The following is a 25,590-nucleotide window of genomic DNA, read 5'->3' on the forward strand; positions in this document are numbered from 1 at the left end:
AAACGATTATGCCATATATTGACACACCCAGCGCGGACTGTCATCTTCTAATTCGACACATCAGCGCGAGACCAACATGCCGCATCCCCCTGCCCCCCTTGCCGATGCCCTGGTTCAGACCGGCCGCCCCGCGCGCGTCGAGGGCCGCCACGTCAATTTGCCGATCGAGCTCGGATCCACAATGGTATTCGACAGTCTGGCCGCTTTCGAGGCCGCCCGGGACGCCCGCTATGACAGTGGCACGCTGTATTACGGACGTTATGGCAATACTGCGGTCTTCGAGCTGGAACAGGCGCTGGCAGAGCTCGAACAGGCGGCGGGCGTGACGCTCACCTCCTCCGGGGTCGCCGCGATCAGCCTGACCTTGATGACCTTTGTCCGCCCCGGCGCGCATCTGCTGGTGGCCGACCATGTCTATGGCAACACCCGTGCCTTCTGTGACGGGGTGCTGGCGCGCATGGGGGTCGAAACCGAGTATTTCGATCCGATGATCGGCGCCAGCATTGCCGGGCTGATCCGCGACACCACCTGCGCGGTGATGTTCGAGGCGCCGGGCTCGGGCACCTTCGAGGTGCCCGACATCCCCGCCATCGCCGGCGCCGCGCGGGCGGCTGGCGTGCCCTCGGTGCTGGACGGCACCTGGGCCACGCCGGTCAATTGCCGGGCGCTGCGCCTCGGCGTCGATGTGGTGGTGGCCTCGCTGTCGAAATACCTCAGCGGCCATTCCGATTGCATGATGGGCATGATCGCCAGCACCACCGCCCATGCACGGGACATCCGCAAGACGGTGATGGAGGTGGGCGACAAGACCGGCGGTCAGGAGGTGTTCCTGGCGCTGCGCGGCCTGCGCACGCTGAAACTGCGGATGGCGCATTTCGACGCCGCCGGGCGCGAGATGGCGGCCTGGCTGGCCGCGCAGCCACAGGTAAAACGGGTGCTGCATCCGGCCTTTCCCGACTGCCCCGGACACGAGCACTGGAAACGCGATTTCACCGGCGCTGCGGGGCTTTTTGCGGTGGTCTTCCACCCCTGCTCCGATGCGCAGATCGCCGCCTTCGTCGATGCGCTGCATCACTTCGGCATCGGCGTCAGCTGGGGCGGTTACGAGAGCCTCGTGCTGCCGGTCACCCCGCAACGCAGCGCCGGGACATGGGCCGAGGATGGCCAGCTTGTCCGTTTCAACATCGGGCTGGAAGAGACCGCGAGCCTGAAGGCCGATCTCGCCGCCGCCCTCCCGCTTCTGAACCCCGCATCGGAGTGAACATGCACAACAAGATCGACCATTTCGCCATCGGCACACAGAGCCTCGACGAGGGCGTCGCGGTGCTGCAAGAGACGCTGGGCGTCACCGTGCCGCGCGGCGGCAAACACGACGCGATGAGCACCCACAACTGCGTCATGCAATCCGGCAACGAGAGCTTTCTCGAACTGATCGCCATCGACCCCGAGGCGCCCGATCCCGGCCGCACCCGCTGGTTCACGCTCGACGATCCCGCCACCCGGGCGCGGCTCGCCGCGCGGCCCCGCGCGCTTTGCTGGGTGGTGGGGACCGACGATCTCGACGCGGTGATCGCCGCCAGCCCGGTCGATCTGGGCGAAGTGGTGCCCTTTGCCCGCGGCGAGCGGTCCTGGCGACTGACGGTGCCAGCGGATGGCAGCCTGCCGATGGGCGGGCTGCTGCCGGCCTTCATCGAATGGTCGCCCGGTCCGCATCCCAGCGCCGGCCAGCAGGACCTTGGCGTTCGGCTGAAAACGGTGCGGCTGTCGCATCCCGATCCCGAGGCTCTGACGGATATGCTGAAGGCCTTGCGGGTGGATCATCTGGCCGAGGTGCGCCAGGGCGAGGCGGCGCTGTCCTTTGCGCTCGAAACACCGCAGGGGACCGTGGTGCTCGACTGACGACAGGTGCCGCGCAGAGAAGAGCCCGAAGCCGTCGCAGGACGGTTTCGGGCTTTCTCTTTGCGCATGCCGCGCCGGCTCAATTCGGAAACCAGGTGCCCGGGCGGGGCGCAGACGTCGCGCCCCTCCCCGCATCACCGCTCGGACAAGGTCATCCGCCGCTTCAGATACTCGCCATATTGACCGAGCGAAAAGATGAACACCCAATAGATCGCCGCCACGAAGAGATAGACCTCGATGTAATAGGGCGCCCACTCCGCGGTGCCAAAGGCCGTCTTGCCCGAGGCCAGGATGTCGAAGAAGCCGATGATCGTCACGATCGCGGTTTCCTTGAAGGTCACGACCACCATGTTGATCGTCGAGGGCAAGGCATGGCGAAAGACCTGCGGCAACACGATCCGCCCGAGGATGCTCCAATAGCCCAGACCCAGCGCCTTGCCGGCCTCGACCTGGCCTTTGGGGATCGCCTGGAACCCGCCGCGAAACACCTCGGCCTGATAGCAGGCAAAGAACAGCGCGAAGGCGATGATCACCCGCCAGATCTTGTCGCCCTCGAGCCAGGACGGCAGGAACAGAGGCACCACCACGGCGGCGGTGAACAGCGTGGTCACCAGCGGCAGCGACCGGATGGTGTCGATCAGCCCCATGGCAAACCAACGCACCACCGGCATCTCCGACCGGCGCATCAGCGCCAGCCCGAGCCCCATCGGCATGCCGAGCAGCACCACCGCGGCAAACAGAAAGAGCGTCAGCGACAGCCCGCCCCAGCCATCAGTGGTCACCTGCGGCAAGCCCAGCAGGCTGCCCTCCATCAACAGGTAGTAGCTCGCGAATCCCAGTACCCAGAGCGCCGCCAGCCGCCGCGCCTGCCACATCGCCGGCAGGCAGGACAGCACCACCGTGGCGATGATCGCCAGCGCCGCCAGCGCCGAGCGCCAGTGTTCCCCGAAGGGATAGGTGCCGAACAGGATCAGCCGGTGGCGCGCGTCGATCACCGCCCAGCAGGCGCCGCCCTGGCCGCAGGCTTCGACGTTCTCCTGGCGCCAGACCGCGCGCAGCACCGCCCAGTCAAGAAAGCTCCAGGCGATCCAGCCCAGCACGACAAAGACGATCACCGAGATCGCCAGCGAGCCGGGCGAGCCGAAACCGCGCTTGAGAAACAGCCGGCGCGAGGTCTCGAAACGGCTGGGCGGGATGATTTCGGCAACGGCCATCTCAGTGCTCCTTCAATTGCAGGCGGGCGTTCAGCCAGTTGGTGAACAGCGCGATGGAATAGTTGATGGCGAGGAAGGTGAGCATCAGCATCGCGATCAGCTCGAGCGTCTGGCCCGACTGGCTGATCGCATTGACGGTGATGTAGAACAGGTCGGAAAAGCCGATGGCGATGCCGATGGTGGTGGCCTTCATCATGAAGATCCACTGGTTGCCCAGCGGCGGGATGATGCTGCGCAGCGCCATCGGCACCTTGATCCGCGACCAGATCGCCGCCCGGCTCAGCCCCAGCGCCTGCCCCGCCTCGACCAGCCCGCGCGGCACCTGCGCCAGACCGCCGCGCACGATCTCGGCCACATAGGCGCTGCCATAGAGCGTGATCGCGGCGATCAGCGCAAAGAGCTCGATCGGCACAGAGATGCCGCCGGTGAACCGCAGCCCCTGAAGCTCCGGCAACGACAAGAGGCTTTCGCCCTCGGGCCGCAGCACCAGCGCCACCGCCAGTGCCAGCCCCAGGCTGCCGCCGGCCCAAAGCGCCAGCCCGCGCCAGAAAACCGGCCGCGCCAGGATCAGCGCCACGCCAAGGGCCAGCGAGGCCAGGAGCAGCGCCACCGCCACCGTCGGACTGACGTTGAGCCCGGGCAGCATCGCGCCGCGCCCCGACAGAAAGGCCACATCCCCCAGGCTCACCGCCTGTCGCGGACCGCCCATGTGGATCAGGATGGCGTACAGGAAGATCGCTTGCAGGATCAGCGGGATATTGCGGAAGATCTGCACATAGACGCTTGCGGCAAAGCGCAGCGCCGGGTGGCGGACATCGCGCATCGTGCCGATCAGAAAGCCGAAGATCGTGGTGGTGACGATGCAGATGAACCCCACGAAAAGCGTGTTCAGCAAGCCGATGAACAGGGTGTAGGCATAGCTGTCGTTGATCGAGCGTTCGACCAGCGAAAAAGAATAGTTCCAGCCGGTGCCCCGCTCGAGAAAGCCGAAGCCGCTGGTCATGTTCAACCGGGTCAGGTTGTATTGCGCGTTCGAAACCGCGCCCCAGACCGCCAGAAGCGTGACGACGACCAGCGCCGCCTGCATCCCCAGCCTGCGGTATCTGGCCCTTGCCCGAAGTTGCTCTGCCGCTGTCATGTCGTCCCCCGGAAAATGCGCTCTGCGGCGCCGCCCCGACCGGGGCGGCGCCTGGGTGTGTCGTGATGTCTAGTCGAGGATCGGGGCGTAGAGAACACCGCCATGGCTCCACAGGTTGTTCAGCCCCCGCTCCAGCTTGTAGGGGCTGTCCTTGCCGAGATTGCGGTCGTAGATCTCGCCGAAATTGCCGACCGCGGCGATCATTTCCCGCGCCCAGCTGTCTCGCATGCCCAGACGTTCGCCAATGCCCGGTTCGGCGCCCAGAAGGCGGGCGACCCGCGGGTTGGGCGGGGTTGCGGCCATCTCTTCGACGTTTTCGGAGGTGACGCCCTCTTCCTCGGCGATCAGCAGCGCGGCCAGCATCCAGTTGACCACATCGACGAAGTTCTCGTCGCCCTGGCGCATCGCGGCCGCGATCGGTTCGGCCGAGAGCTGATCGTCGAGGATCACATGCGCATCCGGGTTGTCGATCTCGGTGGCGCGCAGCACGGCGAGGAACGGCCCCCAGGCGGCGAAGGCATCGCAACGATTGGCCAGGTAGGCCGAGCGCAGCTCTGCGGCGCTTTCATAGCTGACCATGTTGTGTTCGATGTTCTCGGTGTTGAGGTAGTTGGCCACCAGCCGCTCGATGGTGGTGCCGGCCTCGACGCAGATCGTGCCGCCGGCCAGACCAGAGGCCTCGGTCACCCCCAGGTCGCCATGCGCCATGAGCTGGGCACCGCCAAAGAAATACGGCAGGCTGAATTGCAGCCCCTGCTCGGTGTCGCGGCCCATGGTCCAGCCTGTGGCCTTGATGATGACGTCGACATCGCCGGATTGCAGCGCCGGAAAGCGCTGCGCCCAGCTCAGAGGCACGATCTGGTTCTTGGTCGGATCGCCAAGGATGGCGGTGGTCAGCGCGCGGCAGAGGTCGATGTCGAGCCCCTTCCATTCGTTGTTGTCGTTGACCTCGACAAAGCCGAAATAGCTGCCGTTGTGACCCGAGCACAGCAAGGTGCCGCGCTCTTCGATCTGTTTCACCGTCTCGCTTTGCGCGGCCGCCATCTGCGGTGCCGCGAGACTTGCCGCCACGATGGCCCCAGCCGCCAGAAACTTGCTCATGATTGACTTCCCCATTGTTCCATATTTCGGCACGCATGTGCTGTCATACAGAATGTTACCGAATTTCCTTTGAGTCAACAGTTTTCCTTCCCGGCCGGGCGCCACCGGCGGGCAACGGCCCGGCCGCGGCGCCCTGCCGTGCCGGGGAGCGGGTAAAATTTGGGCGTGTGGTGAAGCGGTTGCGCAATGCAGGGGCAGAGCCGGATCGGCCGGGCCTCAGATCACCGCGTCTTCGGTGATCGGACGCCGGGCAAGGATGCGATCGTAGTGGAAGGGCGACAGGTCCAGCGTGCGATAGGCGCCATGGGTCAGCCATTCCGCCGTCCCGCGCCCCATCGCCGGAGATTGTTGCAGCCCGTGGCCGGAAAAGCCGTTGAGGAAGATGAAATTCGCCAGCTCCGGGTGCGGGCCGGTAATCGCGTTGTGGTCGAAGGTGTTCATCGCGTAATGCCCGGCCCATTGCGCCGTTACCTTGATCGCCTCGAACTGCGGGATGCGGGCGGCGAGGATCGGCCAGACGCGATCTTCCCAGAGCGCGAAATCCATGTCGAAATCGTCCGGTGCCACCGCCGGGTCGGCGACTTCATGCGCCCCGCATTGATAGGAGCCGCCGCCGTTCTCGCGCACATGCACACCCGAGGGGTCGATCGTCAGCGGCAGGTCGCGGTCCAGCGGCTGCGCCGCCTTGAACACCCAAGTATAGCGTTTGCGCGGCTCCACCGGCAGGTCGAGCCCTGCCATCCGCGCCGTCAGCGCCGCGCGCGGACCGGTGGCATTGACCAGCTGGCCGCAGGCGATCACCTCGCCCGATTTCAGCGTCACGCTTTCGACCCGGGTGCCGGCGGCATTGCGGGTGATCGCCACCACCTCGTTCTCGATGTATTCGACGCCGCGTTCGCGCGATTGCCGGCGAAACCAGTCGAACACCGCCGCTCCCTCCCAATAGCCCTCGTCGACGCGGTTGATCGAGCCGAGGACAAGATCATCGACCCGGTAGAATGGATAGGCCGCCGCGATCTCCTCGGGGGTCAGCAGCTCGGTCGCCGCCCCGGCCGCAAGCTGCACCTTCTGATTGCGGCGCAGCACCTCGGCGAACTCCTCGGTGTCGGCAAGATACATGTAGCCGAAGGCGCGAACTGACAACGCCGGAACACGGGCATCGCCGCCCATGTAGCTGCGCATGTTCTTGACGAAGTCGGCGGCAAACTGGCTGATCCGCACGTTGAGCTCGGTCGAGAACTGCTGCCGCATGCAGCTGTTGGTATGGGCGGTGGAGCAGAACTGATAGCTGGTGTCGCGTTCCACTACCAAAACGCGGCCGTCGAAGTCCTTGTCATCGCTCAGAAACCAGGCGGTCGAGGCGCCCATGATCGCGCCGCCAACGATGACCACGTCATAGCTCGCCCGGTTCGGGGCCTCCGTCCTGCCCGCCATCACAGCTCTCCCTGACTGCCGCTCTCGACGGGGCCAGCTTCGCTGTAAAAGACGCGCCTTGCAATCAGTCCGGCACCGCCTCTTCGCCAGAGATCGCGCCGCTGATCAGGTTGGCCCGCATCAGCCGCTGCGCCAGGGTGCCCTTGGGCACGGCAATTGCCGCCAGATAGGCCGCGCGCGCCTCGGCCGTCTCGCGGGCGATCCGCACCGCTTGCGCGGCCTCGACCGGGGCAAAGCGCAGCTTGTCGCCGGCGCGCAGCTGGCTCAGCCGGCCGATGTCATCGCCGATCACCGTGGCGATCTTGGGATAGCCGCCGGTGGTCTGGTGATCCGCCAGAAGCACCGTCGGCACCCCATCCCCGGCCACCTGGACCGCACCGCGGGTGATCGGCTCGGACGGGATCGAGAGCGCGCCGGCACTAGGCAGCTCTGGCCCCGAAAGCCGCACGCCCATGCGGTCGAAGGCATTGGTCAGCGCGAAGGGTTCGGACCGGAAGGCCGCCAGCGCCGCGGCGGTGAAATGTCGGTCCTGCGGCCCCAGCACCACCCGCATCTGCCGGTCCTCGGGCAGAAAGTCGGGCCGGGCGATGGCGCCGTGGCGGTCCTCGCGCAGCCGCGCCTCATCGACCTCGATCACCTGTCCCGCCGACAGCGCACCGCCGCCAAACCCCGAGGTCGAATGCGTCGCCGAGCTGCCCAGCCAGCTTTCGGCCGCGACCTCGCCGGCCAGCGCCAGATAGGCCCAGCTGCCGCTCTTGCCCGGGCGGATCGACAGGCTGTCGCCCTGCTCCAGCGCGAGGATGCTCCAGCAGGGTACGGCCGCGCTGCCATGCTCGACCGTGAAATCGCCGCCGGTCACCGCCACCGAAAGCGCGCCTTCGGTGCATTCCAGCACCAGCCCGCCCATCGACACTTCGATCAGCGTCGCGCCGGGCGCATTGCCCAGCGCCACATTCGCCGCCGTCGCCGCCAGCCGGTCCATCGGCCCCGAGGCCGAAACGCCGAATCGCATCTGCCCCGGCCGGCCGCCGTCCTGAAACGTGACAAGCGGCCCGGCAAACCGCACCTTCAAGCTGGCCTGGGTCATGCGGTGCCTCCCTTGCACAGCGTCTCGTATCGGTCTCGGTCGATGCGGGCAAAGCGCACCCGATCGCCGACGTCGAACAGAAAGGGCCGCTCGGGATCGTTGCGCAGGATCTCGGTGGGCGAGCGGCCGATGATCGACCAGCCGGTCGGCATGGTCAGCGTGGTGACTAGACACTGCGGCCCGGCAATCAGCACGCTGCCGGCCGGAATATCACGCAGCGCCTTGGGCTTGCGCGGCAATTGCAGTGCCTCGGGCACGCCCGACAGATAGGCATAGCCCGGCGCGAAGCCATACATGCCGACGCGGTATTCCGCTGCCAGATGCTGTTCGATCACCGCCTCGGGGCTCAGGCCCGCCGCCTTGGCCACCGCCGCGAGATCGGGGGCGAGATCGTCGTCGTAACAAACCAGCACCTCCCGTTCGGCGCCCGGCACCTGCGCGGCCGCGCCCTCCTGCAACAGCGCCCGGACCGCCTGTTCCATCTCGGCATGATCGGTGACCACCGGATCGAAGGTGATCATCAGATTGACGAAGGCCGGCACGGTTTCCAGAAGCCCCTGCGGCGCGGCGGCATGGATCGCGCTGTCGAGCTGCTGGACCCGCGCGGTCAGGGCGTCGCTGATCTCGTCGCCGAGCTGCACCATAAGCGCGTGATCGGAGACCGGGGTGAAGGTGACGGCGGCCATCAGACCTCTCCGAAGGCGGCGAAGGTGACCCCCTCGGCCTCGAGCCGCGCGCGGACCCCGCGCGCCATGGCCACCGCGCCGGGGCTGTCGCCATGCACGCAGATCGACTGCGCCGCCAGCTTGATCGGCGCGCCGTCGATCACCGGCATCAGCCCGGTCCGCAAGAAGGAAATCAGCCGGTCCGCCGCCGCGCCGGCGTCCTCGATCATCGCGCCGGGCTGGCCGCGCGGCACCAATTGCCCGCTGCTGAGATAGCCGCGATCGGCGAAGATTTCGGAATAGACCGGAACACCGGCCGCGCGCGCGGCCGTTTCGGTGCAGGTGCCGGAAATCGCCAGGATCGCCAGCCGATCGTCGATCTGCCGCACCGCCGCGGCAATCGCCCGCGCGACGTCGATGTCGCGTGCCGCCAGGTTGCCCAGCGCGCCATGCGGCTTGACGTAGCGCACCGTGACCGGCACCAGCCGCGCCACCGCCATCAGCGCGCCGATCTGCGCCGCCACCATGCGCCCGATCTCCTCGGGCGGCATGGGAATCACCCGCCGGCCAAAACCTTCGCGGTCGTTGAACCCGGGATGCGCGCCCACGGCGACGCCCTTGGCGGCGGCCAGTTTCAACGCGGTGTACATCGTCTCGGGGTCGCTGGCATGGCCGCCGCAGGCGATATTGGCGCTGTTGACGAGGTCCAGCATCGCCGCGTCGTCGCCCATCCGCCAGGGGCCAAAGCCTTCGCCCAGGTCCGCGTTCAAATCGATGCGCATGCCGTTCTCCCTGTTGGTAAAAGCCCCTGCCCAATGGCATAAGACGCGACGCCGGAATTGGCCAGCGTTGCCGAGACCCGAATTTGCGCTTATGTCACGCGGTCAGGATGGCCAAGGGGGCACCGGGGTGAATACGCGATTTCTGGAAACCTTCGTCACGGTGGCCAATCTGGGCAGCTTCCGTGCCGCCGCCGACCGGCTCAATGTCAGCCAGGCCACCGTGTCGAGCCGGATCTCGGCGCTGGAGACCGAGCTGGGCGTCGATCTCTTCGACCGCGAATTCCATGCCACGCGGATCACCGTCGCCGGGGCGCTGATCCTCGACAAGGCGCAGGACATCCTCGCCGCCGAACGCAAGCTGCACATGACGCTTTCGGATCCGGCCACCGCCGCCGGGCGGGTGCGTCTGGGGCTGGTGTCCTCGGTGGTGCACACCTGGCTCTGCGATCTGATCGAAGAGGTCGCGCGCTGTTATCCGCGGCTCGAGATGGAGCTGACCATCGAGCCCACACCCAACATTGCCGCCGCCTTCGACCGCGGCACGCTCGACATGCTGCTGACCACCGAAGACCGGCACGACGCCACCAGCACCTGCGCCGATCTGCCGCCGCTGGCCATGGGCTGGTTCGGCCCGGCGGGGATGCGCGGCGAGGCGCTGGAGCTGGCCGATGTGGTGACCGGCCCGCTGATCACCTTTACCCGCAATTCGCGCCCGCATGCCAATGTGCTGGCGCTGTTCGAACAGGCCGGGCTGCGGCCCTCGATGGTGCATTGCGTCACCTCGCTGGCGGCCATCGCCCGGCTGACCGAACGCGGCATCGGCATCGCCACCCTGCCGCGCGGCTGCGATCTCTCGGGGCCGGGGCTGTGTGAACTCGATGTCAATGCCACCCTGCCGCCGCTGCCGCTCTATTGCGTCTGGCGGCGCAGCTCGGACGCGGCGATCTATCAGGCGATCGCCGATCTGGCGCGGGGCTGCGCCGAACAGCATCAGCTGCGTTCCCGGCGCCCCACCACCGAGGGCTGAGGCCCGGGACCGGAACCGGGCCGGAACCAGCCTGAAATCGCCTTGATCGGAAAACCCGATCACCCCCCCCTGAAAAATCCCGTTTGTGGAAATCGCAGCCAGCGGCGAGGGTGCGGCAACAGCAATCGACAGGGCCCGACCCACCCCGGACCACGGAACTCCCCCCGTGCCCCGGGCCGGGAGAGGTCTGTTCAGAGATCAGGACGCAGCATGACCCGTATCCGCCCCACCGACCAGGCCCAACTCTTTGTCTGGAGCGACATCGACCCCGATCACGAAGGCGATTTCAACCAGTGGTACGACCGCGAGCACATGGAGGAACGCGTCCGCATCGAGGGGTTCACCGGCGCGCGCCGCTACCGCGCGGTTTCCGGCGCGGCGCGGCGTTACCTGGCGCTCTACCGCGCCGGCAGCCTGGCCGATTTCACCTCGGCCGCCTATCAGAAGGCCTTTACCAAGCAGACCCAATGGTCGGTCACCAACTTCGGCCGCATGTCCAACACCCGACGCCGGGTGATGCATGTGGCGCAGGAAGGCGGCTTTGGCTGGGGCGCGGCCCTGGCGTTGGTCGAACTGGCGCCGGGCGCGGTGAAGGACGAGACCCTGCGCGCGGTGATGGAGGGGCTGATGGCCGAGCCGGGCGTGATGCGGGTGCATTACATGCAGCCCGATGAAGCGCTGTCGACGCCGCTGCCGTCGGAATCCACCGAAGGCCGGGTGCTTGCGCCCTGCCTGGCGGTTGACGTCACCTCGGAACCGATTGCAGAAGCCACCCTGCGCCAACTTACCGAACGCTTTGGCGGCGCCGTGCGTGAGGCCGAGACCTTCCGCCTGATGTGGGCGCTGGACGAGCACGACCTGCCGCCGCTCGAAGACTGACATTCCCCCTGCCCCGCCCGGGCTTCGGACGGGGCACAATAACCACCACCAACCCAACCTGGAGACATTATGAAACATTTCCTCATTGGCACAGCGATTGCCGCCCTGACCGCCGGTCTGACGCAGGCCGAAACCTGGAAGATGTCGGCCGATGCGCCCGACGGCAACTATCTGACCAAGAACATCCGCGCCTTTGCCGATGACGTCGCCCGCCTCTCCGACGGCGCGCTCGAGATCGACGTCGTGTCGAATTCGGTCCTGCTCAAGCGCCCCGAGCTCAAGCGCGGGGTACAGCGCGGCATCGTGCCGATCGGCGAAGTGCTGATCTCGGCGCTGGGCAACGAGGACGCGGTCTATTCCGCCGATGCCGTGCCGCTTCTGGCCACCACCTTCGACGAGGCGCGCGCGCTCTGGGAAGCTTCGCGGCCGATCTACGAAGAGAAACTGGCCGAGGATGGCCTTGTCCTGCTCTATGCCGCGCCCTGGCCGCCGCAGGGCATCTACATGAACCAGGAGGTGACCGATGCCACGTCCTTCGAGGGTGTGAAGTTCCGCGCCTACAACCCCTCGACCGCGCGTCTGGCCGAGCTTCTGGGCGCCGTGCCGGCGACCATCGCCACCTCGGAGATCAGCCAGGCCTTCTCGACCGGCGTGATCAACGGCATGATCACCTCGCCCTCGACCGGCGTCGACAGCCAAGCCTGGGATTTCGTCTCGCATTACTACGACGTGCAGGCCTTCATCCCCAAGAACATGGTGATCGTGAAAAAATCCGCCTATGACGCGCTCTCCGAAGACGTGCAGGCCGCGCTCGAGGAAGCCGCCGAACTGGCCGAGGATCGCGGTTTCGAAATGGCCGCAACCGCCACCACCGAGGCGACCCAGACCATGGCCGACAACGGCATGACCGTGCTGCCGACGCCCGAGGGGCTGGCCACCGATTTCGAGGAGATCGCCGCCACGATGCGCGCCGAATGGCTGGACCAGGCCGGCGAGAACGGTCAGACGATCGTTGACGCGCTGAACTGATCCCCCTCCGGCCCGGGCTGACCTGCCCGGGCCTCTCTGCAATCCGGCCGCGGCGCCCGCGCGCGCCCCGGCCGCTGTCCTGAAAAGGAGCCTGCCGCCATGGTGCTCACCCGCCACCTATTCACCTTCTGCGGAGCCCTGGCCGCGCTGTCCCTTTTGGGGATTGCCGCGCTGATCCTGGCGCAGATCGGCCTGCGCCTGATGGGCAGCCAGATCCCCTCGGCCGACGATTTCGCCGCCTGGGGGCTCAGCGCCTCGATCTTTCTGGCGCTGCCCGCCGCGCTGCTCCATGGCGACCACATCCGCGTCACCTCGCTGCGTCAGCTTCTGCCCGCCCGGCTGGGCCATGGTGCCGACATCCTTGCCGCCGGATTCGCCACCGGGATGATGGCCTGGGTGGCCTGGGCGATCTTTGGCTATGTCGCGGAAAGCTGGACCTACAATGACGTCAGCCAGGGCATCGTCGCAGTGCCGTTGTGGATTCCGCAATCGGCGATGGTGCTGGGCTCGGTGCTCTTCGCGCTGGCCTTTGCCGAACGCACCCTGCGGCTGATCCTCGGCCTGCCGGTCGAACGTGACGACATCTCCGAACAAGCGCGGGGCGAATGACCATGGATATCCTGACACAATCCGCCGTTCTGGTGGTGACCCTTCTGCTTCTGCTCGGCCTCGGCATCTGGGTTGGCGTGGCGCTTCTGGCGTCGGCGGTGGTGATCTTCGTCATGTTCACCTCGACCCCGGTCGATGCCATCCTCGGCACCACCATGTGGGCGCATTCGGCCAGCTGGACGCTGACCGCCCTGCCGCTCTTCATCTGGATGGGCGAGATTCTCTATCGTACGCGGCTGGCCGAAGACCTCTTTGCCGGGCTCGCGCCCTGGGTCGGCCGGCTGCCCGGCGGGCTGGCACATGTCAACGTGGCGGGCTGCGGCATCTTTGCGGCCGTCTCAGGCTCTTCCGCCGCCACCACCGCCACCGTCGGCCGCATCTCGCTGCCCGAGCTGAAGGCCCGCGGCTATGCCGACCGGCTGGCGATCGGCTCGCTGGCGGGCTCGGGCACGCTCGGCCTGCTGATCCCGCCGTCGGTGGTGATGATCGTCTATGGCGTGGCCGCCCAGGTCTCGATCAACCGGCTGTTCATCGCCGGCGTGGTGCCCGGGCTGATGCTGATGGCGCTGTTCTCGGGCTATATCGCGATCTGGTCGCGGATGAACCCCGACGGCGTCCCCGCCCCCGAAGACAGCATCCCGTTGGGCGAGCGCCTGCGCCGGCTGCGACTGCTGCTGCCGGTCGTGGGGCTGATCATCGGTGTGATCGGCTCGATCTATGCCGGTGTCGCCACCGCCACCGAGGCCGCCGCCATCGGCGTGGCCGGCGCCCTGCTGATCGCGCTGATCGGCGGCACGCTCAACCTCTCCACCTTCACCGCGTCGCTGATGGGCGCAACCCGCACCTCGGCGATGATCGGGCTGATCCTGCTGGGCGCGGCCTTCCTGACCTCGGCGATGAGCTTTTCCGGCCTGCCGGCGCAGCTGGCCGAGATCATCTCGGCCAGCGGCCTGGGCGCGCCGGGGCTGATTGCGGTGCTGACGGTGTTCTTCGTGCTGCTGGGCTGTTTCCTCGACGGTATCTCGATAGTCGTGCTGACCACCTCGGTGGTGATGCCGGCCATCGCCGCCGTGGGCGTCGATCCGGTGTGGTTCGGGGTCTATCTGATCATCGTGGTGGAAATGGCGCAGATCACGCCGCCGCTGGGCTTCAACCTCTTCGTGATCCAGAACCTGACCGGGCGCTCGATCTTCGAAATCACCCGGATGATCGTGCCCTATTTCCTGATCCTGGTGCTGGCGGTGATCCTGCTGACCGCCTTCCCCGGCATAGCCACCTGGCTTGTCGAACAGACCCTGTGAGGCCCGTGATGACCGATACCCCCCAGACGAGGCTCGACGCCGCGCGCGCCCGCGCCAAGGCCCCCGACTTCACCCGCGTCTTCGACGATCCGGTCAGCGGCGACGGCCCGCTTTCGGGCCTGACCGTCGCGGTCAAGGATCTGTTCGACGTCCAGGGCCAGGTCACCCCGGCCGGCACCCGGGTCCGGGCCGGGGATGCGCCCGCGACCGAGGATGCCGCCACCGTGGCCCGGCTGCGGGCGGCGGGGGCCGGTCTGATCGGCCATGCCAACATGACCGAGCTGGCCTATTCCGGTCTCGGGCTGAACCCGCATTACGGCACGCCGCTGACCCCCTTGCGCGACGGCTGCATCGCCGGCGGCTCGACTTCCGGCGGCGCCTCGGCCGTGGCGCGCGGGGTGGCCGATATCGCCCTTGGCACCGACACCGGCGGTTCGGCGCGCATTCCCGCCGCCTTCTGCGGGCTCTATGGCGTCAAACCCACCGCCAGCAGCATTTCGCACGCCGGTGCGGTGCCGCTTTCGCATTCGCTCGACAGCGTCGGGGTGATGACCCGCGAAATCGGCCTGTTGCGCCCGGTGCTGAACGTGCTGCGCGACACCCCGCTGCCCGCCGCGCCGATGCCGCGGGCGGTGGTGGTGCCGCAGAATTTCGGGCTCGACGACGTGGAGCCCGAGGTCATGGCGGCCTTCGAGACCGGGCTCACGGCGCTCGCCGCCGCCGGCGTCGCCGTGCGTCGCCTGTCGCTCGATATCTTCGAGCGCTACCGTGCCCTGCCGGTCTGGCAGTTCTCGGCGGTGGAATCCCGCGCCCATCACGGCGCACATTACGACAGCGCCCGCGACCGGCTTGACCCGCGCGTCGCCTCGCGCATGGCCCGCGCCGACGGGGTAAGCGCGATCGACTTTGCCCGCACCCTCGCCGCGCGCGACGCGTTGATCGCCGAGGCAGAGCGGCTGTTTTCCGATACCCCCGTGGTGCTGCCGACGGTGGCCCTGCTGCCGCCGAGGCTGGCCGCGCTGGAGGACGATGCGACCTATGACCGGACCAACCTGCTGGCCCTGCGCAACACCAGCTTCGGCAACCTGATCGACGGTTGTTCGGTCAGCCTGCCGCTGACCGACACCCCCGGCGCCGGGCTGATGCTGACCGCCGCCCGGGGCCGCGACGCGGCGCTGCTGACCCTGGCCGAAACCCTCGCGGGCCGGCTGTGACCCCGCGCCCGCCGGCCTTCGTGGCGCTGGGTGCCCGGCGCTACCGGGTGGCGCATGTGCCGCTCGAAGGGGTCACCGACCTGGCCGTCACAGGCGGACGGATCGTGGTGCTCCGGCGGCGCATTCCGGAGCTGGTGGAACTGGCTTTCGACGGCACCATTCTGGCCGAGCGCGACCTGTCGGATTTCGTCTGCGGTCACGGGCTGCGCGCACTGGGCGGGGCTGCGGCCGGGGTCCTGGCCGCCACCGACATGGACGGCCACAAGATCGCCCTGCTCGGTCCCGATCTGCACACGCGCGAGCAGCTGCACTGCGACGCGCGTCCAGGGCTGGGCCGACCGTTCAACCATCCCTGCGACTGCGCCGAGGGGCCGGACGGCCGGCTCTATGTCGCCGATGGCTATGGCAACAGCGCGGTACATGTCTTTGCACCCGACCGGACCCATCTGGCCAGCTTCGGCCAGCCCGGGCACGGCGCCGGCGACTTCTCCACCCCGCACAGCCTGCTGTTTGACGGCCAAGGCCGGCTTTGCGTCGCCGACCGCGAGAACAACCGGGTGCAGCGCTTTGATGCCGAGGGCCGCTACATCGACGAGATCGGCGGGCTGCACAAACCGATGGCGCTGGCGCTCATGCCGGATGGCACGCTGCTGGTCACCGACCAGACGCCGCGGCTTTCGGGATATGACGCCGCCGGCCGGCTTACCGGGCGCTGCCGCACCTTCTCGACCTATGGCCACGGGCTCGCGGTCTGCGAGGACGGCACCGTGGTGATTGCCGAGATGGCGCCCGACCGGGTGACCTTCCTGCGCCCGGTGGCGGGCTGAGCTACAGCCGGTCCAGCGTGCTCAACAGGGCGGTATAAGAAATCGGCTTGATCAGCAGCGGCGCGCCACGGCGCGGATCGTCCTCGGCACCGGAAAGCTCCTGCCCGGAGACCACGACAAAGGGAATGCCGTTCTCCCGCAACCAGGCCGCCACCGGCTCCGACGTGCCCTCGGCCAGCGTCCAGTCGAGGACCGCGAGGTCGGGCCGTTCGCTTTCCAGCCGGGCCAGCGCGCTCTGGCTGTCGCGGAACTCGCCGAAGCGGGCGAAACCCCCCTCTTCCAGCGTGGCGGCCAGGTCCATCGCGATGATCACGTCGTCCTCGACGATCATCACCGACCGCGCCGGGGCCGGCGCCTCGGGTGACGGCCGCAACACTTCGGAGGGGCTCGGGCCGGGCGTATCGGCCTGCCGGGGATAACTCAGGTCAAACCGGATGCCCTCGGGCCCGACCTCGCGCCGCATTTCGCCGCCGAGCTGTCCCTTGACCACCTCGTGCAGCAGCACCGATCCATAGCCTTCCTGTCCGTCCGAGACGGCGGGACCGTTGGTGGGCACCCCGGTTTCATGCCAGCAGACGTCAAGCCGGCTGGTGTCGGGCAATGCCCAGCTCAGCGCGAGCCGGCCGTCGGAGGTGCTGAGAAACCCGTGTTTGAGCGCATTTGTCGTCAGCTCGTGCAGCACCATGGCGAGCACCTGCGCCTCGGTCGGGCTGAGCGCCACCTGCGGGCCGGACATCTCGATCCGGTCAAAGACATCCGGGCCAAAGGGCGCCAGTTCCTCTTCAGCCAGTTCCTGAAAGGTGACATTCACCCAGCGCTTCTGCCCCAGCAGACCATGCACCCGCGACAACGCCGCGAAACGCCCCTCCAGATCGGCCTTGACCTGCGCCACGTCGTCGCCGGTGGTCATCCGGGTGACCGACTGGACCACCGCCAGAAGATTGCGCGCCCGGTGATCGATCTCGCTGGCCATCACTCGTTCGCGTTCGCGGCCGCGCTCGCGCTCGATCCAGCCCATCGTCGTTTCCAGCACCCGCTCGATGGCCGAGATATCGAAGGCCGAGATCACGCGTTCCTTGTGCCATTGCACCCCGATGACCGAGGTCACCTCGCCGTTTTCGACCCAGGGCACTCCCAGCCCCTGCACCACGCCCACCCGCTCCAGGTACTCGCGGCTGGCCGGTTCGAGATCGGCGTCGCTCAGCGCCGCGGCGGTCACCTCACCCGACAGGATCTTTTCCTGAAGGCTCACCCCGACCTGCGACGGCATGGCGATTTCCGCCGAGGGCGGCGTGCCCTCGGCGCACCACTCATAGATCATCGCAAAGGCCACCTGGCCTTCGATTTGCGTCCGCTCGCGCAGGCCGACGCGGCAGGCCCCGAGCAGCTCGCCGAGTTTGGCCAGCGAAAAGCGCAAGGCCTGGTCCGGCGAAGGCGCGGTGCGAAAGGCATTGTTGGCGGCGACGAGGAATTCGGCATTGCGGCGCTGGATCACGTTCTCGGTGATCTCGCTGCCCGAGTTGAAGACGCCGGTAATTCCGCCGTCCGCGTCGCGCAGCGGGGTGAAGCTGTAATTCCACCAGGTCTCCTCCTCGATGCCATGGCGCCGCATCGGCAGCATCTGCTCCTGCGCGAAGAGCCCCTGCCCCTGTTCGATCACCTGGGCGAATTGCGGGTCGATGATGTGCCAGATGTCCGACCAGACCTCGCGCGCCGGCTGGCCCAACGCCGCCGGATGCCGCGGCCCGGGAATCGGCGCCCAGGCGTCGTTGTAGAGCAGGCGCAGCTCCGGCCCCCAATAAATCGCCGTGGGAAAGGCCGAGTTGAGGCAGATCGACAGCGCGGCGCGCAGCGATTGCGGCCAGTCGGCGGGCGGCCCGAACGGATGGCTGGCCCAGTCAAAGGCGCGGATCCGCTGCGCCATCTCGCCCTCACCGGCGAGAAAATCCATCGGGTTCAATTCGTTCCTGCCCTCGCCTTGCAAACCTGGCCCTCACTGCTGCATACCTCTTGCCCGCCGGATCATTCTGTCAAGCGCCCGGAGACCGCGTTACAGATAGGGCAAGCCCCCCTCTTGACCAGTTCTCCCGGTCGCGTCCACCCCCGGCAGCGATCCGCCCCACGCGGCCGCCCTCAGGCGATCCGCCCGCGCTGGCCGCTGGGCGAGATGCCGAAGGAGCGGCGATAGAGCCGGGTGAAATGGCCGAGGCTCTGAAAGCCGCAGGCGACCGCGATCTCGGAAACCGACATTTCGGTCTGCAACAGCAGGTGCCGCGCCCGGTCGAGCCGCAGCTCCATGTAGTAGCGCCCCGGCGACGTGTTGAAATAGCGGCCGAAAAGCCGCTCGAGTTGGCGCACCGAAATGCCCAGATCCTGCGCGATCAGCATCGGCGAGACCGGCTCTTCCAGCGCGCCGCGCATGATCTCGATGGCGCGGGCGACATGCGGATTGCGCATGCCGTGGCGCGATTGCAGCGAAATGCGCTGCGCCACCCCCGCCTCGCGCGCGCCGGCATAGACCATCATGTCCGACACCGCGACCGAGAGGTCATAGCCGTGATCCCTCTCGATCAGGTGCAGCATCAGGTCGGCGGTGGCCGAGCCGCCCGAGGCGGTGACATGTTTCTCGTCGGCCACGAAGACACAGCGCTCCAGGGCGACCTCGGGGAACCGCTCGGCAAAGGCATCGTGGTATTCCCAATGGATTGCCGCCTTCATGCCGTCGAGAAAGCCGGCCTGCGCCAGCACCCAGGCTCCGGAACAGAGCGCGCCGATCCGCACCCCGGTCGATCGCGCCCGGCGCAGCGCCGCCAGCAGCGCCGGCGTGATCTGCCCGGTCATCCCCAGCCCGGAAATGACGAACAACCGGTCGGCCCGTGGCACCGCGCCAAAGCCATGCGCCACCAGCGTGACCGACCCATTGGAGGCGCGCGAGGAGATGCCGTCTTCGGAGGCATAGGACCAGGCATAGAGATCCCGGCCGGAAATCAGGTTGGCGATGCGCAAGGGCTCGATGGCGCAGGCCAGCGTCAGATGGGTGTGATCCTCGACCAGAAGAAAGACGAAATGCTGCGCGGCCATGCTGACTGCTCTCCTTGGGATGATGCATTTTACATGTCGCACAACATTATACAATGTGTATAAACTTGGTCAGAGGGCGGATTCGCCCGAAATTCCGCAAGAGCCCGAGGATGCCGATGGCCGCCGATACCAAGACCACCAAGGCGATGCTCTACGAGCATCTGCGCATGGAGATCCTCTCGACCCGCCTGCCCCCCGGTCACGATATCGACGAGGCGCGGCTCTCGGCCGAGTTCGCGCTGTCGCGCACGCCGCTGCGCGAAGTGCTGCGGCAGCTGGCCGGCGAGGGCTTTGTCGTATTGCGCGAGAACCGCGGCGCGCGGGTGACCGACATGTCCTTTGCCACACTGCGCGATTTCTTTGTCGCCGCGCCGATGATCTATGGCGCGGTGCTGCGGCTGGCCGCCGGCAACGCCCGGCCCGGTCAGATCGCCGCGCTCAAGACGGCGCAGGAGCGGTTTCGCGCCACCCTGCGCCAGGGCAGTGCCATCGACCGGGCGCTGGCCAACAACCGCTTTCACGAGATTACAGGCGAAATGGCGGGCAACATCTATCTGTTGCCGTCGTTCCACCGGCTGCTGATCGACCATGCCCGCATCGGCACCACCTTCTATCGGCCGCGCACCGCCGAGATGACCAACAATCTCGACGCCGCCAGCCGCCAGCACGACGAGATCATCGCCGCCATCGAGGCCGGCGACGAGGACCGCGCCGGCCAGCTGGCCGAGGCGCATTGGAACCTGTCACGGGGCCAGATCGAGCTTTTCGTGATGCCCGACGGCCTCGACCTGCCGCTCGGCGCGCTTCCCAGGACGACAACCGGATAGGACAGACATGACCCCACGCTTCCGCTTTGACGGTATCTACACCCCCGTCGTCACGCCGTTTGCCGCCGATTTCTCGGTCCGCTGGGACGCGCTCGAAGCGGTGATCGACTGGCTGATCGGCCAGGGCGTCCACGGGCTGATCTCGGGTGGCTCCACCGGCGAGAATTATGCCCAGACCCTGGACGAACGCATCGAGATCGCGCGCTTCACCGTCGACAAGACGGCCGGCCGGGTGCCGGTGGTGATCGGCACCGGTGCCATGCTGACCGCGGAGTCGCTGGCGCTGGCCCATGCGGCGCGTGAGATGGGCGCCGATGCCATCCTGCTGGCCTCGCCGCCCTATGCGGTGCCGACCGACCGCGAAAACGCGCTCAACGCGCTGGCCATCGACCGGGCGGCGGACCTGCCGATCATGCTGTACAACTACCCGCACCGCACCGGCACGATGATGGGCGAGGACTTTCTCGACCGGGTCGGCCGCTCGCGCAATTTCTGCGGCATCAAGGAAAGCTCCGGCGATATCAACCGCGTGCATCTTCTGGCCCGCGATTACCCGCATATCCAGCTTGGCTGCGGCATGGACGATCAGGCGCTGGAGTTCTTTGCCTGGGGCGCGCCCTTCTGGGTCTGCGGCGGATCCAACTTCCTGCCGGCCGAGCATGTGGCGCTTTACGAGGCCTGCGTGCGCGAGGGCGATTTCGCCAAGGGCCGCCGCATCATGTCGGCGATGATGCCGCTGATGCGGGTGCTCGAACAGGGTGGCAAATTCATCCAGACCATCAAGCACGGGGTAACCATGACCGGCGTCGACTGCGCGGTGGTTCGCCCGCCGCTGAAGGCGCTGAACAAGGATGACAAACGCGCGCTCGACCAAGTGGTGCGGGTGCTGAAACGGACGATTGCCGATATCCGGGCGGAGGGCTGAGACATGAGCTTGCTGACTAAAGACGAGTACCGGGGGATCGCGCGCGGTCTCGATCTGCCCTGCATGGCCTTTATCGACGGCGGCTTTCGCCCGGCGCTTTCGGGGCGCACCTTTGCCAGCATCAACCCGGCCACCGGCGAAGAGCTGGCGCAGGTCGCCGCCTGCGCCGCGCCCGACGTGGACCTTGCCGTCGCCAGGGCGCGCGATGCCTTTGAGGATGGCCGCTGGTCGCGGCTGCATCCGTCGGAGCGCAAGGCGGTGCTCATCCGGCTGGCCAGGCTGATGACCCGCGAGGCCCGCGAGCTGGCGGTGATGGAAAGCCTCGACAGCGGCAAGACGATCCTCGATTGCGAGACCGTCGACCTGCCCGAAACCATCAACTGCCTGACCTGGCACGCCGAGCTGATCGACAAGATCTATGATCAGGTCGCCCCCGCCTCGGACGATCACATCGCCATGGTGGTGCGCGAGCCGGTGGGCGTGGTCGGGCTGGTGCTGCCGTGGAACTTTCCGCTGCTGATGATGGCCTGGAAGATCGCACCGGCCCTGGCGGCCGGCTGTTCGCTGGTGGTCAAACCCGCCGAGGAAACCTCGCTCACGGCGCTGCGCCTGGCGGAACTGGCCGCCGAGGCCGGGCTGCCGCGCGGCGTGCTCAACGTGCTGCCCGGCTCCGGCCCCGAGGTCGGCGAACCGATCGGGCGGCACATGGATATCGACATGGTGTCCTTCACCGGCTCCACCGCCACCGGCAAGCGCTTTCTGTCTTATGCGGCGGACTCGAACGCCAAGGAAGTCGTGCTCGAGATGGGCGGCAAGAACCCCGCGATCGTGCTGGAGGACGCCGAGAACCTCGATCGGGTGGCGGCGCATGTGGTCAATGGCGCCTTCTGGAACATGGGCGAGAATTGCTCGGCCAGCTCTCGGCTCATCGTGCACCGCGACGTCAAGGCGGCCCTGCTCGACCGCATCGGCCATCACTCGCGCGCCTGGAACACCGGCGACCCGCTCGACCCCGAGGTACGGCTCGGCCCGCTGGTGTCGCAGGCGCATTACGACAAGGTTCGCGGCTATCTGGACCAGGCCGGGCCGGTGCTGCTGGGCGGCACCGCGGCCGACGGCCGCGTCGCCGCGACGGTGATCGAGGTGCCGGGCAACGACGTGGCGCTGGCGCGCGAGGAAATCTTCGGCCCGGTGCTCTCGGTGATCACCGTGGCCAGTTTCGACGAGGCGATCCAGACCGCCAATGACACCGACTATGGCCTTGCCGCCGCGCTCTTTACCGCCAATGCCAAACGCGCCATCCGCGGCGCGCGAATGCTGCGCGCGGGCACGGTGACGGTCAACAGCTTTGGCGAGGGCGACATCACCACGCCGTTTGGCGGCCACAAGCAATCGGGCTTTGGCGGGCGCGACAACGGCATCCACGCCCATGACCAATACACACAGCTCAAGACGATCTGGATCGATCTCGCCGATGATGCGGACGAGGCCATAGGGTGACCGGGTACCGGGCCCGCCGGCTGCCGGTTCAGCTTGGCCCGGCGGCCTGGAACGCCCTCTTGCCCGCCGAGCCTGCGGTGCAGCCTCTCGCGCGTGACACCACGGCGGATTTTGTCCTGGTCGGCGCCGGTTTTGCCGGGCTCTCGGCGGCGCGGCGGCTGACCCAGCTTCAGCCCGGCGCGCGGATCCTGGTGCTCGAGGCCGGGCGCCTGGCCGAAGGCGCGGCAGGGCGCAACTCGGGCTTCATGATCGATCTGCCGCATGACCTGCAATCCGCCGATTACGCCGGAGCCGGCGATGACCGGGCCTGGATCGCCCGCAACCGTCAGGCCATCGGCTTTGCCGCCGAGGCGGTCGAGGAATACGGCATCGACCGCAACTTCTTTGACCGCGCCGGCAAGATCAACGGCGCCGCCAGCGCCGCGGCCCAGGCCCACAACGACAGCTATGCCCGCCACCTCGCCGCGCTTGGCGAGCACTGCGAAAAACTCGATGCCCAGGAGATGCGGGCGTTGACCGGATCTCCGCATTACCGCTCGGGACTGTTTTCGCCGGGCACGGTGATGCTGCAACCGGCCGGCTATATCCGCGGATTGGCCCGGGGCCTGCGCGCGGCCGGCGTGATGATCCACGAGGCGAGCCCGGCCCGGGCCCTCACCCGGCAGGGCCCCGGCTGGCAGGTGACGACGCCGGGCGGAAGAGTGAGCACCTCGCGGATCATTCTCACCGTCAACGGCCATCTCGAAAGCTTCGGCGTGGCGCGCGGCCGGCTGATGCAGCTCTTTCTCTATGCCGTGATGACGCCCGAGCTGGACGCCGAGACCCTGGCCCGCCTTGGCGGCGCGCCACGCTGGGGCGTCACCCCGGCCGATCCGATGGGCACCACGGTGCGCCGGATCGACAGCGGCCAGGGCGGCAATCGCCTGCTCCTGCGAAGCTGCGCCACGCTGCGCCCCGACATGCGGCCCCGCCGCCGCGATCTCGCCCGCGCGGCGGCGGTCATGCGGCGCAAGTTCGCCCAGCGCTTTCCGCAACTGGCCGGCCTTCGGATGGAACACGCCTGGGCCGGGCCGCTCTGCCTCAGCCTCAACGGCGTCTCGGTGACCCGCGAGATCGAGGCGGGGCTGGTCTCGGGCTGCGTGCAGAACGGTCTTGGCACCGCGCGCGGCACCCTGACCGGCATTGCCGCCGCCGAACTGGCCGCCGGCGTGCCGAGCCCGCTCACCGATTTCTTTGCCACCGAAGCCGCGCCACGCCGCCTGCCGCCGCAACCCTTGCGCCAGCTTGGCGCCAATGCGCTGCTGCGGCTCCGGGAGTGGCGCGCGCGGGCGGAATAGGCAGGGGCGGGCGAGGCCCCGGCGCGGCGGCCGGGGCGGGAGGCAGGGGCCGCAGCCTCGCCCCACCCGCCCCGGGCCTGCCCCGGGGCCGCGCGGCCGGGGACGCCACGCCTCAATACTCCTGGTTCAGCGCATCCGCCGCCGGGATCTCACGCTCGCGGCGCGCGATGTAGTCCAGCAGCGCCTCGTTCCTGGCCAGGTCGAGCCGCGGCTCCTGGTACTCCGCCAGGAGCTTGCGCGCATGTTCCAGCGCCCGCGCGGTGATCTCCTTGGAGCCATCCGCCACCCATTGCTCGATCGAATTGTTGTCGAAGAGCTCCGGCATGAAATAGGCGGTCTGGAAATTTTCCTGAGTGTGTGGATGGCCCAGGTAATGCCCGCCCGGCCCGACATCGGCCACCGCCGCCAGCGCGGCGTCGAAATCGCTCCATTTCGGCCCTTCGGCCATGCGGTAGGCCATGGCGCATTGCTCGGCATCGACAACGAATTTAGCCACCGAGCAATGCATCCCCGCCTCGTTCCAGCCAGCGGAATGCCAGATGTAATTGGCCCCGGAATGCAGCACCGCCGAAAGCGTCGTAGCGCTTTCATAGCCGGCCTGGGCATCAAAGGTCTTGGCCCCGCCCAGCGCGCTCGACGTCCGCCAGGGCACGCCGTAGAACCGCGCCATCTGGCCGATCATGAAGTTCATCAGGCTGATTTCGGGCGTGCCCGCCATCGGCGCGCCGCTCTTCATGCTGACGGTCGAGAGGTAATGGCCATAGATCGCCGGGCAGCCCTTGCGGATCACCTGGGTATAGGCCAGCGCCGACAGCGCCTCGGCATTGAGCTGCGCCACCGTGGCCGGCACCGAGGCCGGCGTATTGGCCCCGCCCAGCACGAAGGGCGAACAGAGCACCGGCTGGTTGCGGCGGCAGAAGGCGCGCATCGCGCCCAGCATGGTCTCGTCCCAGACCAGTGGCGAATTGCCATTGCAATTGCCGGTGGTGACGGCGTGGTGTTCAAGAAACTCCGCGCCGAACAGCAGCGCGCACATCTCCATCACGTCCTCGGCGTTCCTGGGGCTGGTGGTCATGCCCATGAACATCTTGTCGGAATGTTTCATCGAGGAATAGGTGATCCGCAGGTGGCGCTGGCTGATCGGGTGGTCGTAGGGTTCGACGATGTGATGCGCGGTGGAATGCAACGCCGGGCTCATGTGGCTGAGCTTGTGGAACATCGCCAGATCGGCCAGCGTCGGGTTGCGGCGCCGGTCGTCGAGGTCGCGCAGGTACGGCGCGCCGGTCATTGGCACGAACACCGCCTGACGCCCGCCCAGCGCGACGGTGTTCGCCGGGTTGCGGGCGTGATAGGTGATCTCGGACGGGATCGAGGCGATCAGCCCGCGCACCAGCCCCCGGTCGAGATAGACCCGCTCGCCCACTACCTTGGCCCCCGCCCGGCGCCAGTCGGCCAGCGCCACAGAATCGCGGAACACCACGCCGACGTTTTCGAGGATATCCATCGACGCGGCGTCGATCTGCGCGACCTGCGCACCCTCCATCACCTCGCAGAACGGCAACCGGTTGGTCAGCCCGGGCAGCATGGTGACATCGCGGGTGCTGCGCAGGCTGCGGCGGGCGGCGCGGCCCCCGGCCCGCATCCGGGGCTTTGCAGTGGTGGCGGTCATGGCAGATCTCCTTTGCAGGAAGACTGGCGCAGACCGGCGCATCGG

At 67.7% G+C, this 25,590-nt stretch carries 23 protein-coding genes; 13 read left to right on the forward strand and 10 right to left on the reverse strand.

The annotated features are described in order from the left end of the window. Positions 1–76 precede the first annotated feature (76 nt). Positions 77–1,261 carry a cystathionine beta-lyase gene (gene metC, locus BMW90_RS04565; RefSeq protein ID WP_074835224.1) on the forward strand — a complete coding sequence of 395 codons (1,185 nt, stop codon included), beginning with the start codon at positions 77–79 and terminating at the stop codon, positions 1,259–1,261. A gap of 2 nt (positions 1,262–1,263) precedes the next feature. Continuing rightward, on the forward strand, positions 1,264–1,899 hold the full coding sequence (locus tag BMW90_RS04570) for a VOC family protein (protein ID WP_074835225.1): 636 nt from the start codon (positions 1,264–1,266) through the stop codon (positions 1,897–1,899). 134 nt (positions 1,900–2,033) lie between these two features. Here BMW90_RS04570 and BMW90_RS04575 read toward each other — a convergent pair whose 3' ends face one another. The 7 genes from BMW90_RS04575 to BMW90_RS04605 all read right to left on the reverse strand — a co-directional run bounded on the left by BMW90_RS04575 (position 2,034) and on the right by BMW90_RS04605 (position 9,320). After that, on the reverse strand, positions 2,034–3,113 hold the full coding sequence (locus BMW90_RS04575; RefSeq protein WP_074835227.1) for an amino acid ABC transporter permease: 1,080 nt from the start codon (positions 3,111–3,113) through the stop codon (positions 2,034–2,036). Position 3,114: 1 nt separating this feature from the next. Then, positions 3,115–4,251 carry an ABC transporter permease subunit gene (locus tag BMW90_RS04580; protein WP_083415950.1) on the reverse strand — a complete coding sequence of 379 codons (1,137 nt, stop codon included), beginning with the start codon at positions 4,249–4,251 and terminating at the stop codon, positions 3,115–3,117. A gap of 69 nt (positions 4,252–4,320) precedes the next feature. Next, positions 4,321–5,352 (reverse strand): amino acid ABC transporter substrate-binding protein, encoded by a 1,032-nt coding sequence (locus BMW90_RS04585; protein ID WP_048530769.1) that lies wholly within the window; start codon positions 5,350–5,352, stop codon positions 4,321–4,323. A gap of 216 nt (positions 5,353–5,568) precedes the next feature. Next, a complete protein-coding gene (locus BMW90_RS04590; RefSeq protein ID WP_074835230.1) occupies positions 5,569–6,786 on the reverse strand; it encodes an NAD(P)/FAD-dependent oxidoreductase in 1,218 nt (405 codons plus the stop codon). A gap of 64 nt (positions 6,787–6,850) precedes the next feature. Beyond that, positions 6,851–7,873, reverse strand: coding sequence for a 5-oxoprolinase subunit C family protein (locus BMW90_RS04595; RefSeq protein WP_074835231.1), 1,023 nt, complete (start codon positions 7,871–7,873; stop codon positions 6,851–6,853). Beyond that, on the reverse strand, positions 7,870–8,559 hold the full coding sequence (locus tag BMW90_RS04600; RefSeq protein WP_074835232.1) for a 5-oxoprolinase subunit B family protein: 690 nt from the start codon (positions 8,557–8,559) through the stop codon (positions 7,870–7,872). The genes BMW90_RS04595 and BMW90_RS04600 overlap by 4 nt, the downstream gene beginning before the upstream one ends. Further along, positions 8,559–9,320 carry a LamB/YcsF family protein gene (locus BMW90_RS04605; RefSeq protein ID WP_074835234.1) on the reverse strand — a complete coding sequence of 254 codons (762 nt, stop codon included), beginning with the start codon at positions 9,318–9,320 and terminating at the stop codon, positions 8,559–8,561. The genes BMW90_RS04600 and BMW90_RS04605 overlap by 1 nt, the downstream gene beginning before the upstream one ends. A gap of 127 nt (positions 9,321–9,447) precedes the next feature. Between BMW90_RS04605 and BMW90_RS04610 the strand changes: the two genes are divergently transcribed. The 7 genes from BMW90_RS04610 (at position 9,448) to BMW90_RS04640 (ending at position 16,206) form a co-directional block, all read left to right on the forward strand. Beyond that, the gene (locus BMW90_RS04610) at positions 9,448–10,347 is read left to right on the forward strand and encodes a LysR family transcriptional regulator (protein WP_074835236.1); all 900 of its coding nucleotides are present in this window, start codon (positions 9,448–9,450) and stop codon (positions 10,345–10,347) included. A 210-nt stretch (positions 10,348–10,557) separates the two neighbouring features. Beyond that, on the forward strand, positions 10,558–11,226 hold the full coding sequence (locus BMW90_RS04615) for a DUF4286 family protein (protein WP_074835237.1): 669 nt from the start codon (positions 10,558–10,560) through the stop codon (positions 11,224–11,226). A gap of 69 nt (positions 11,227–11,295) precedes the next feature. Then, entirely contained in the window at positions 11,296–12,255 is a 960-nt protein-coding gene (locus BMW90_RS04620) for a TRAP transporter substrate-binding protein (RefSeq protein WP_083415952.1), read from the forward strand. A gap of 99 nt (positions 12,256–12,354) precedes the next feature. Beyond that, positions 12,355–12,864, forward strand: a complete 510-nt coding sequence (locus tag BMW90_RS04625) for a TRAP transporter small permease (RefSeq protein WP_048530753.1) — start codon at positions 12,355–12,357, stop codon at positions 12,862–12,864. A gap of 2 nt (positions 12,865–12,866) precedes the next feature. Beyond that, positions 12,867–14,165, forward strand: a complete 1,299-nt coding sequence (locus BMW90_RS04630) for a TRAP transporter large permease (protein ID WP_074835240.1) — start codon at positions 12,867–12,869, stop codon at positions 14,163–14,165. Positions 14,166–14,173: 8 nt separating this feature from the next. Next, a complete protein-coding gene (locus tag BMW90_RS04635; RefSeq protein ID WP_074835242.1) occupies positions 14,174–15,379 on the forward strand; it encodes an amidase family protein in 1,206 nt (401 codons plus the stop codon). Further along, entirely contained in the window at positions 15,376–16,206 is an 831-nt protein-coding gene (locus BMW90_RS04640) for an NHL repeat-containing protein (RefSeq protein WP_074835243.1), read from the forward strand. The genes BMW90_RS04635 and BMW90_RS04640 overlap by 4 nt, the downstream gene beginning before the upstream one ends. Position 16,207: 1 nt before the next feature. Here the strand turns inward: BMW90_RS04640 and BMW90_RS04645 are convergent, their stop codons facing one another. Beyond that, the gene (locus tag BMW90_RS04645) at positions 16,208–18,157 is read right to left on the reverse strand and encodes an HWE histidine kinase domain-containing protein (protein ID WP_074835245.1); all 1,950 of its coding nucleotides are present in this window, start codon (positions 18,155–18,157) and stop codon (positions 16,208–16,210) included. A gap of 182 nt (positions 18,158–18,339) precedes the next feature. Next, positions 18,340–19,287 (reverse strand): GlxA family transcriptional regulator, encoded by a 948-nt coding sequence (locus BMW90_RS04650; protein ID WP_074835247.1) that lies wholly within the window; start codon positions 19,285–19,287, stop codon positions 18,340–18,342. A 116-nt stretch (positions 19,288–19,403) separates the two neighbouring features. Here BMW90_RS04650 and BMW90_RS04655 point away from each other — a divergent pair, with 116 nt between their 5' ends. The 4 genes from BMW90_RS04655 to BMW90_RS04670 are packed head-to-tail and all read left to right on the forward strand — an operon-like array spanning position 19,404 to position 23,876. Continuing rightward, positions 19,404–20,114: a GntR family transcriptional regulator gene (locus BMW90_RS04655; RefSeq protein ID WP_074835446.1), complete on the forward strand. Its 711-nt coding sequence runs from the start codon at positions 19,404–19,406 to the stop codon at positions 20,112–20,114. Positions 20,115–20,121: 7 nt separating this feature from the next. Beyond that, the gene (locus tag BMW90_RS04660) at positions 20,122–21,039 is read left to right on the forward strand and encodes a dihydrodipicolinate synthase family protein (RefSeq protein ID WP_074835248.1); all 918 of its coding nucleotides are present in this window, start codon (positions 20,122–20,124) and stop codon (positions 21,037–21,039) included. Between the two features lie 3 nt (positions 21,040–21,042). Further along, positions 21,043–22,539: an aldehyde dehydrogenase gene (locus BMW90_RS04665; RefSeq protein ID WP_074835250.1), complete on the forward strand. Its 1,497-nt coding sequence runs from the start codon at positions 21,043–21,045 to the stop codon at positions 22,537–22,539. Next, positions 22,536–23,876, forward strand: coding sequence for an NAD(P)/FAD-dependent oxidoreductase (locus tag BMW90_RS04670; protein WP_074835251.1), 1,341 nt, complete (start codon positions 22,536–22,538; stop codon positions 23,874–23,876). The genes BMW90_RS04665 and BMW90_RS04670 overlap by 4 nt, the downstream gene beginning before the upstream one ends. 112 nt (positions 23,877–23,988) lie before the next feature. Here BMW90_RS04670 and BMW90_RS04675 read toward each other — a convergent pair whose 3' ends face one another. After that, on the reverse strand, positions 23,989–25,545 hold the full coding sequence (locus BMW90_RS04675; RefSeq protein ID WP_074835253.1) for a trimethylamine methyltransferase family protein: 1,557 nt from the start codon (positions 25,543–25,545) through the stop codon (positions 23,989–23,991). Between the last annotated feature and the right edge of the window lie 45 nt (positions 25,546–25,590).

It is taken from the genome of Marinovum algicola, from assembly GCF_900109145.1.
Taxonomy (GTDB): Bacteria; Pseudomonadota; Alphaproteobacteria; order Rhodobacterales; family Rhodobacteraceae; genus Marinovum; species Marinovum algicola.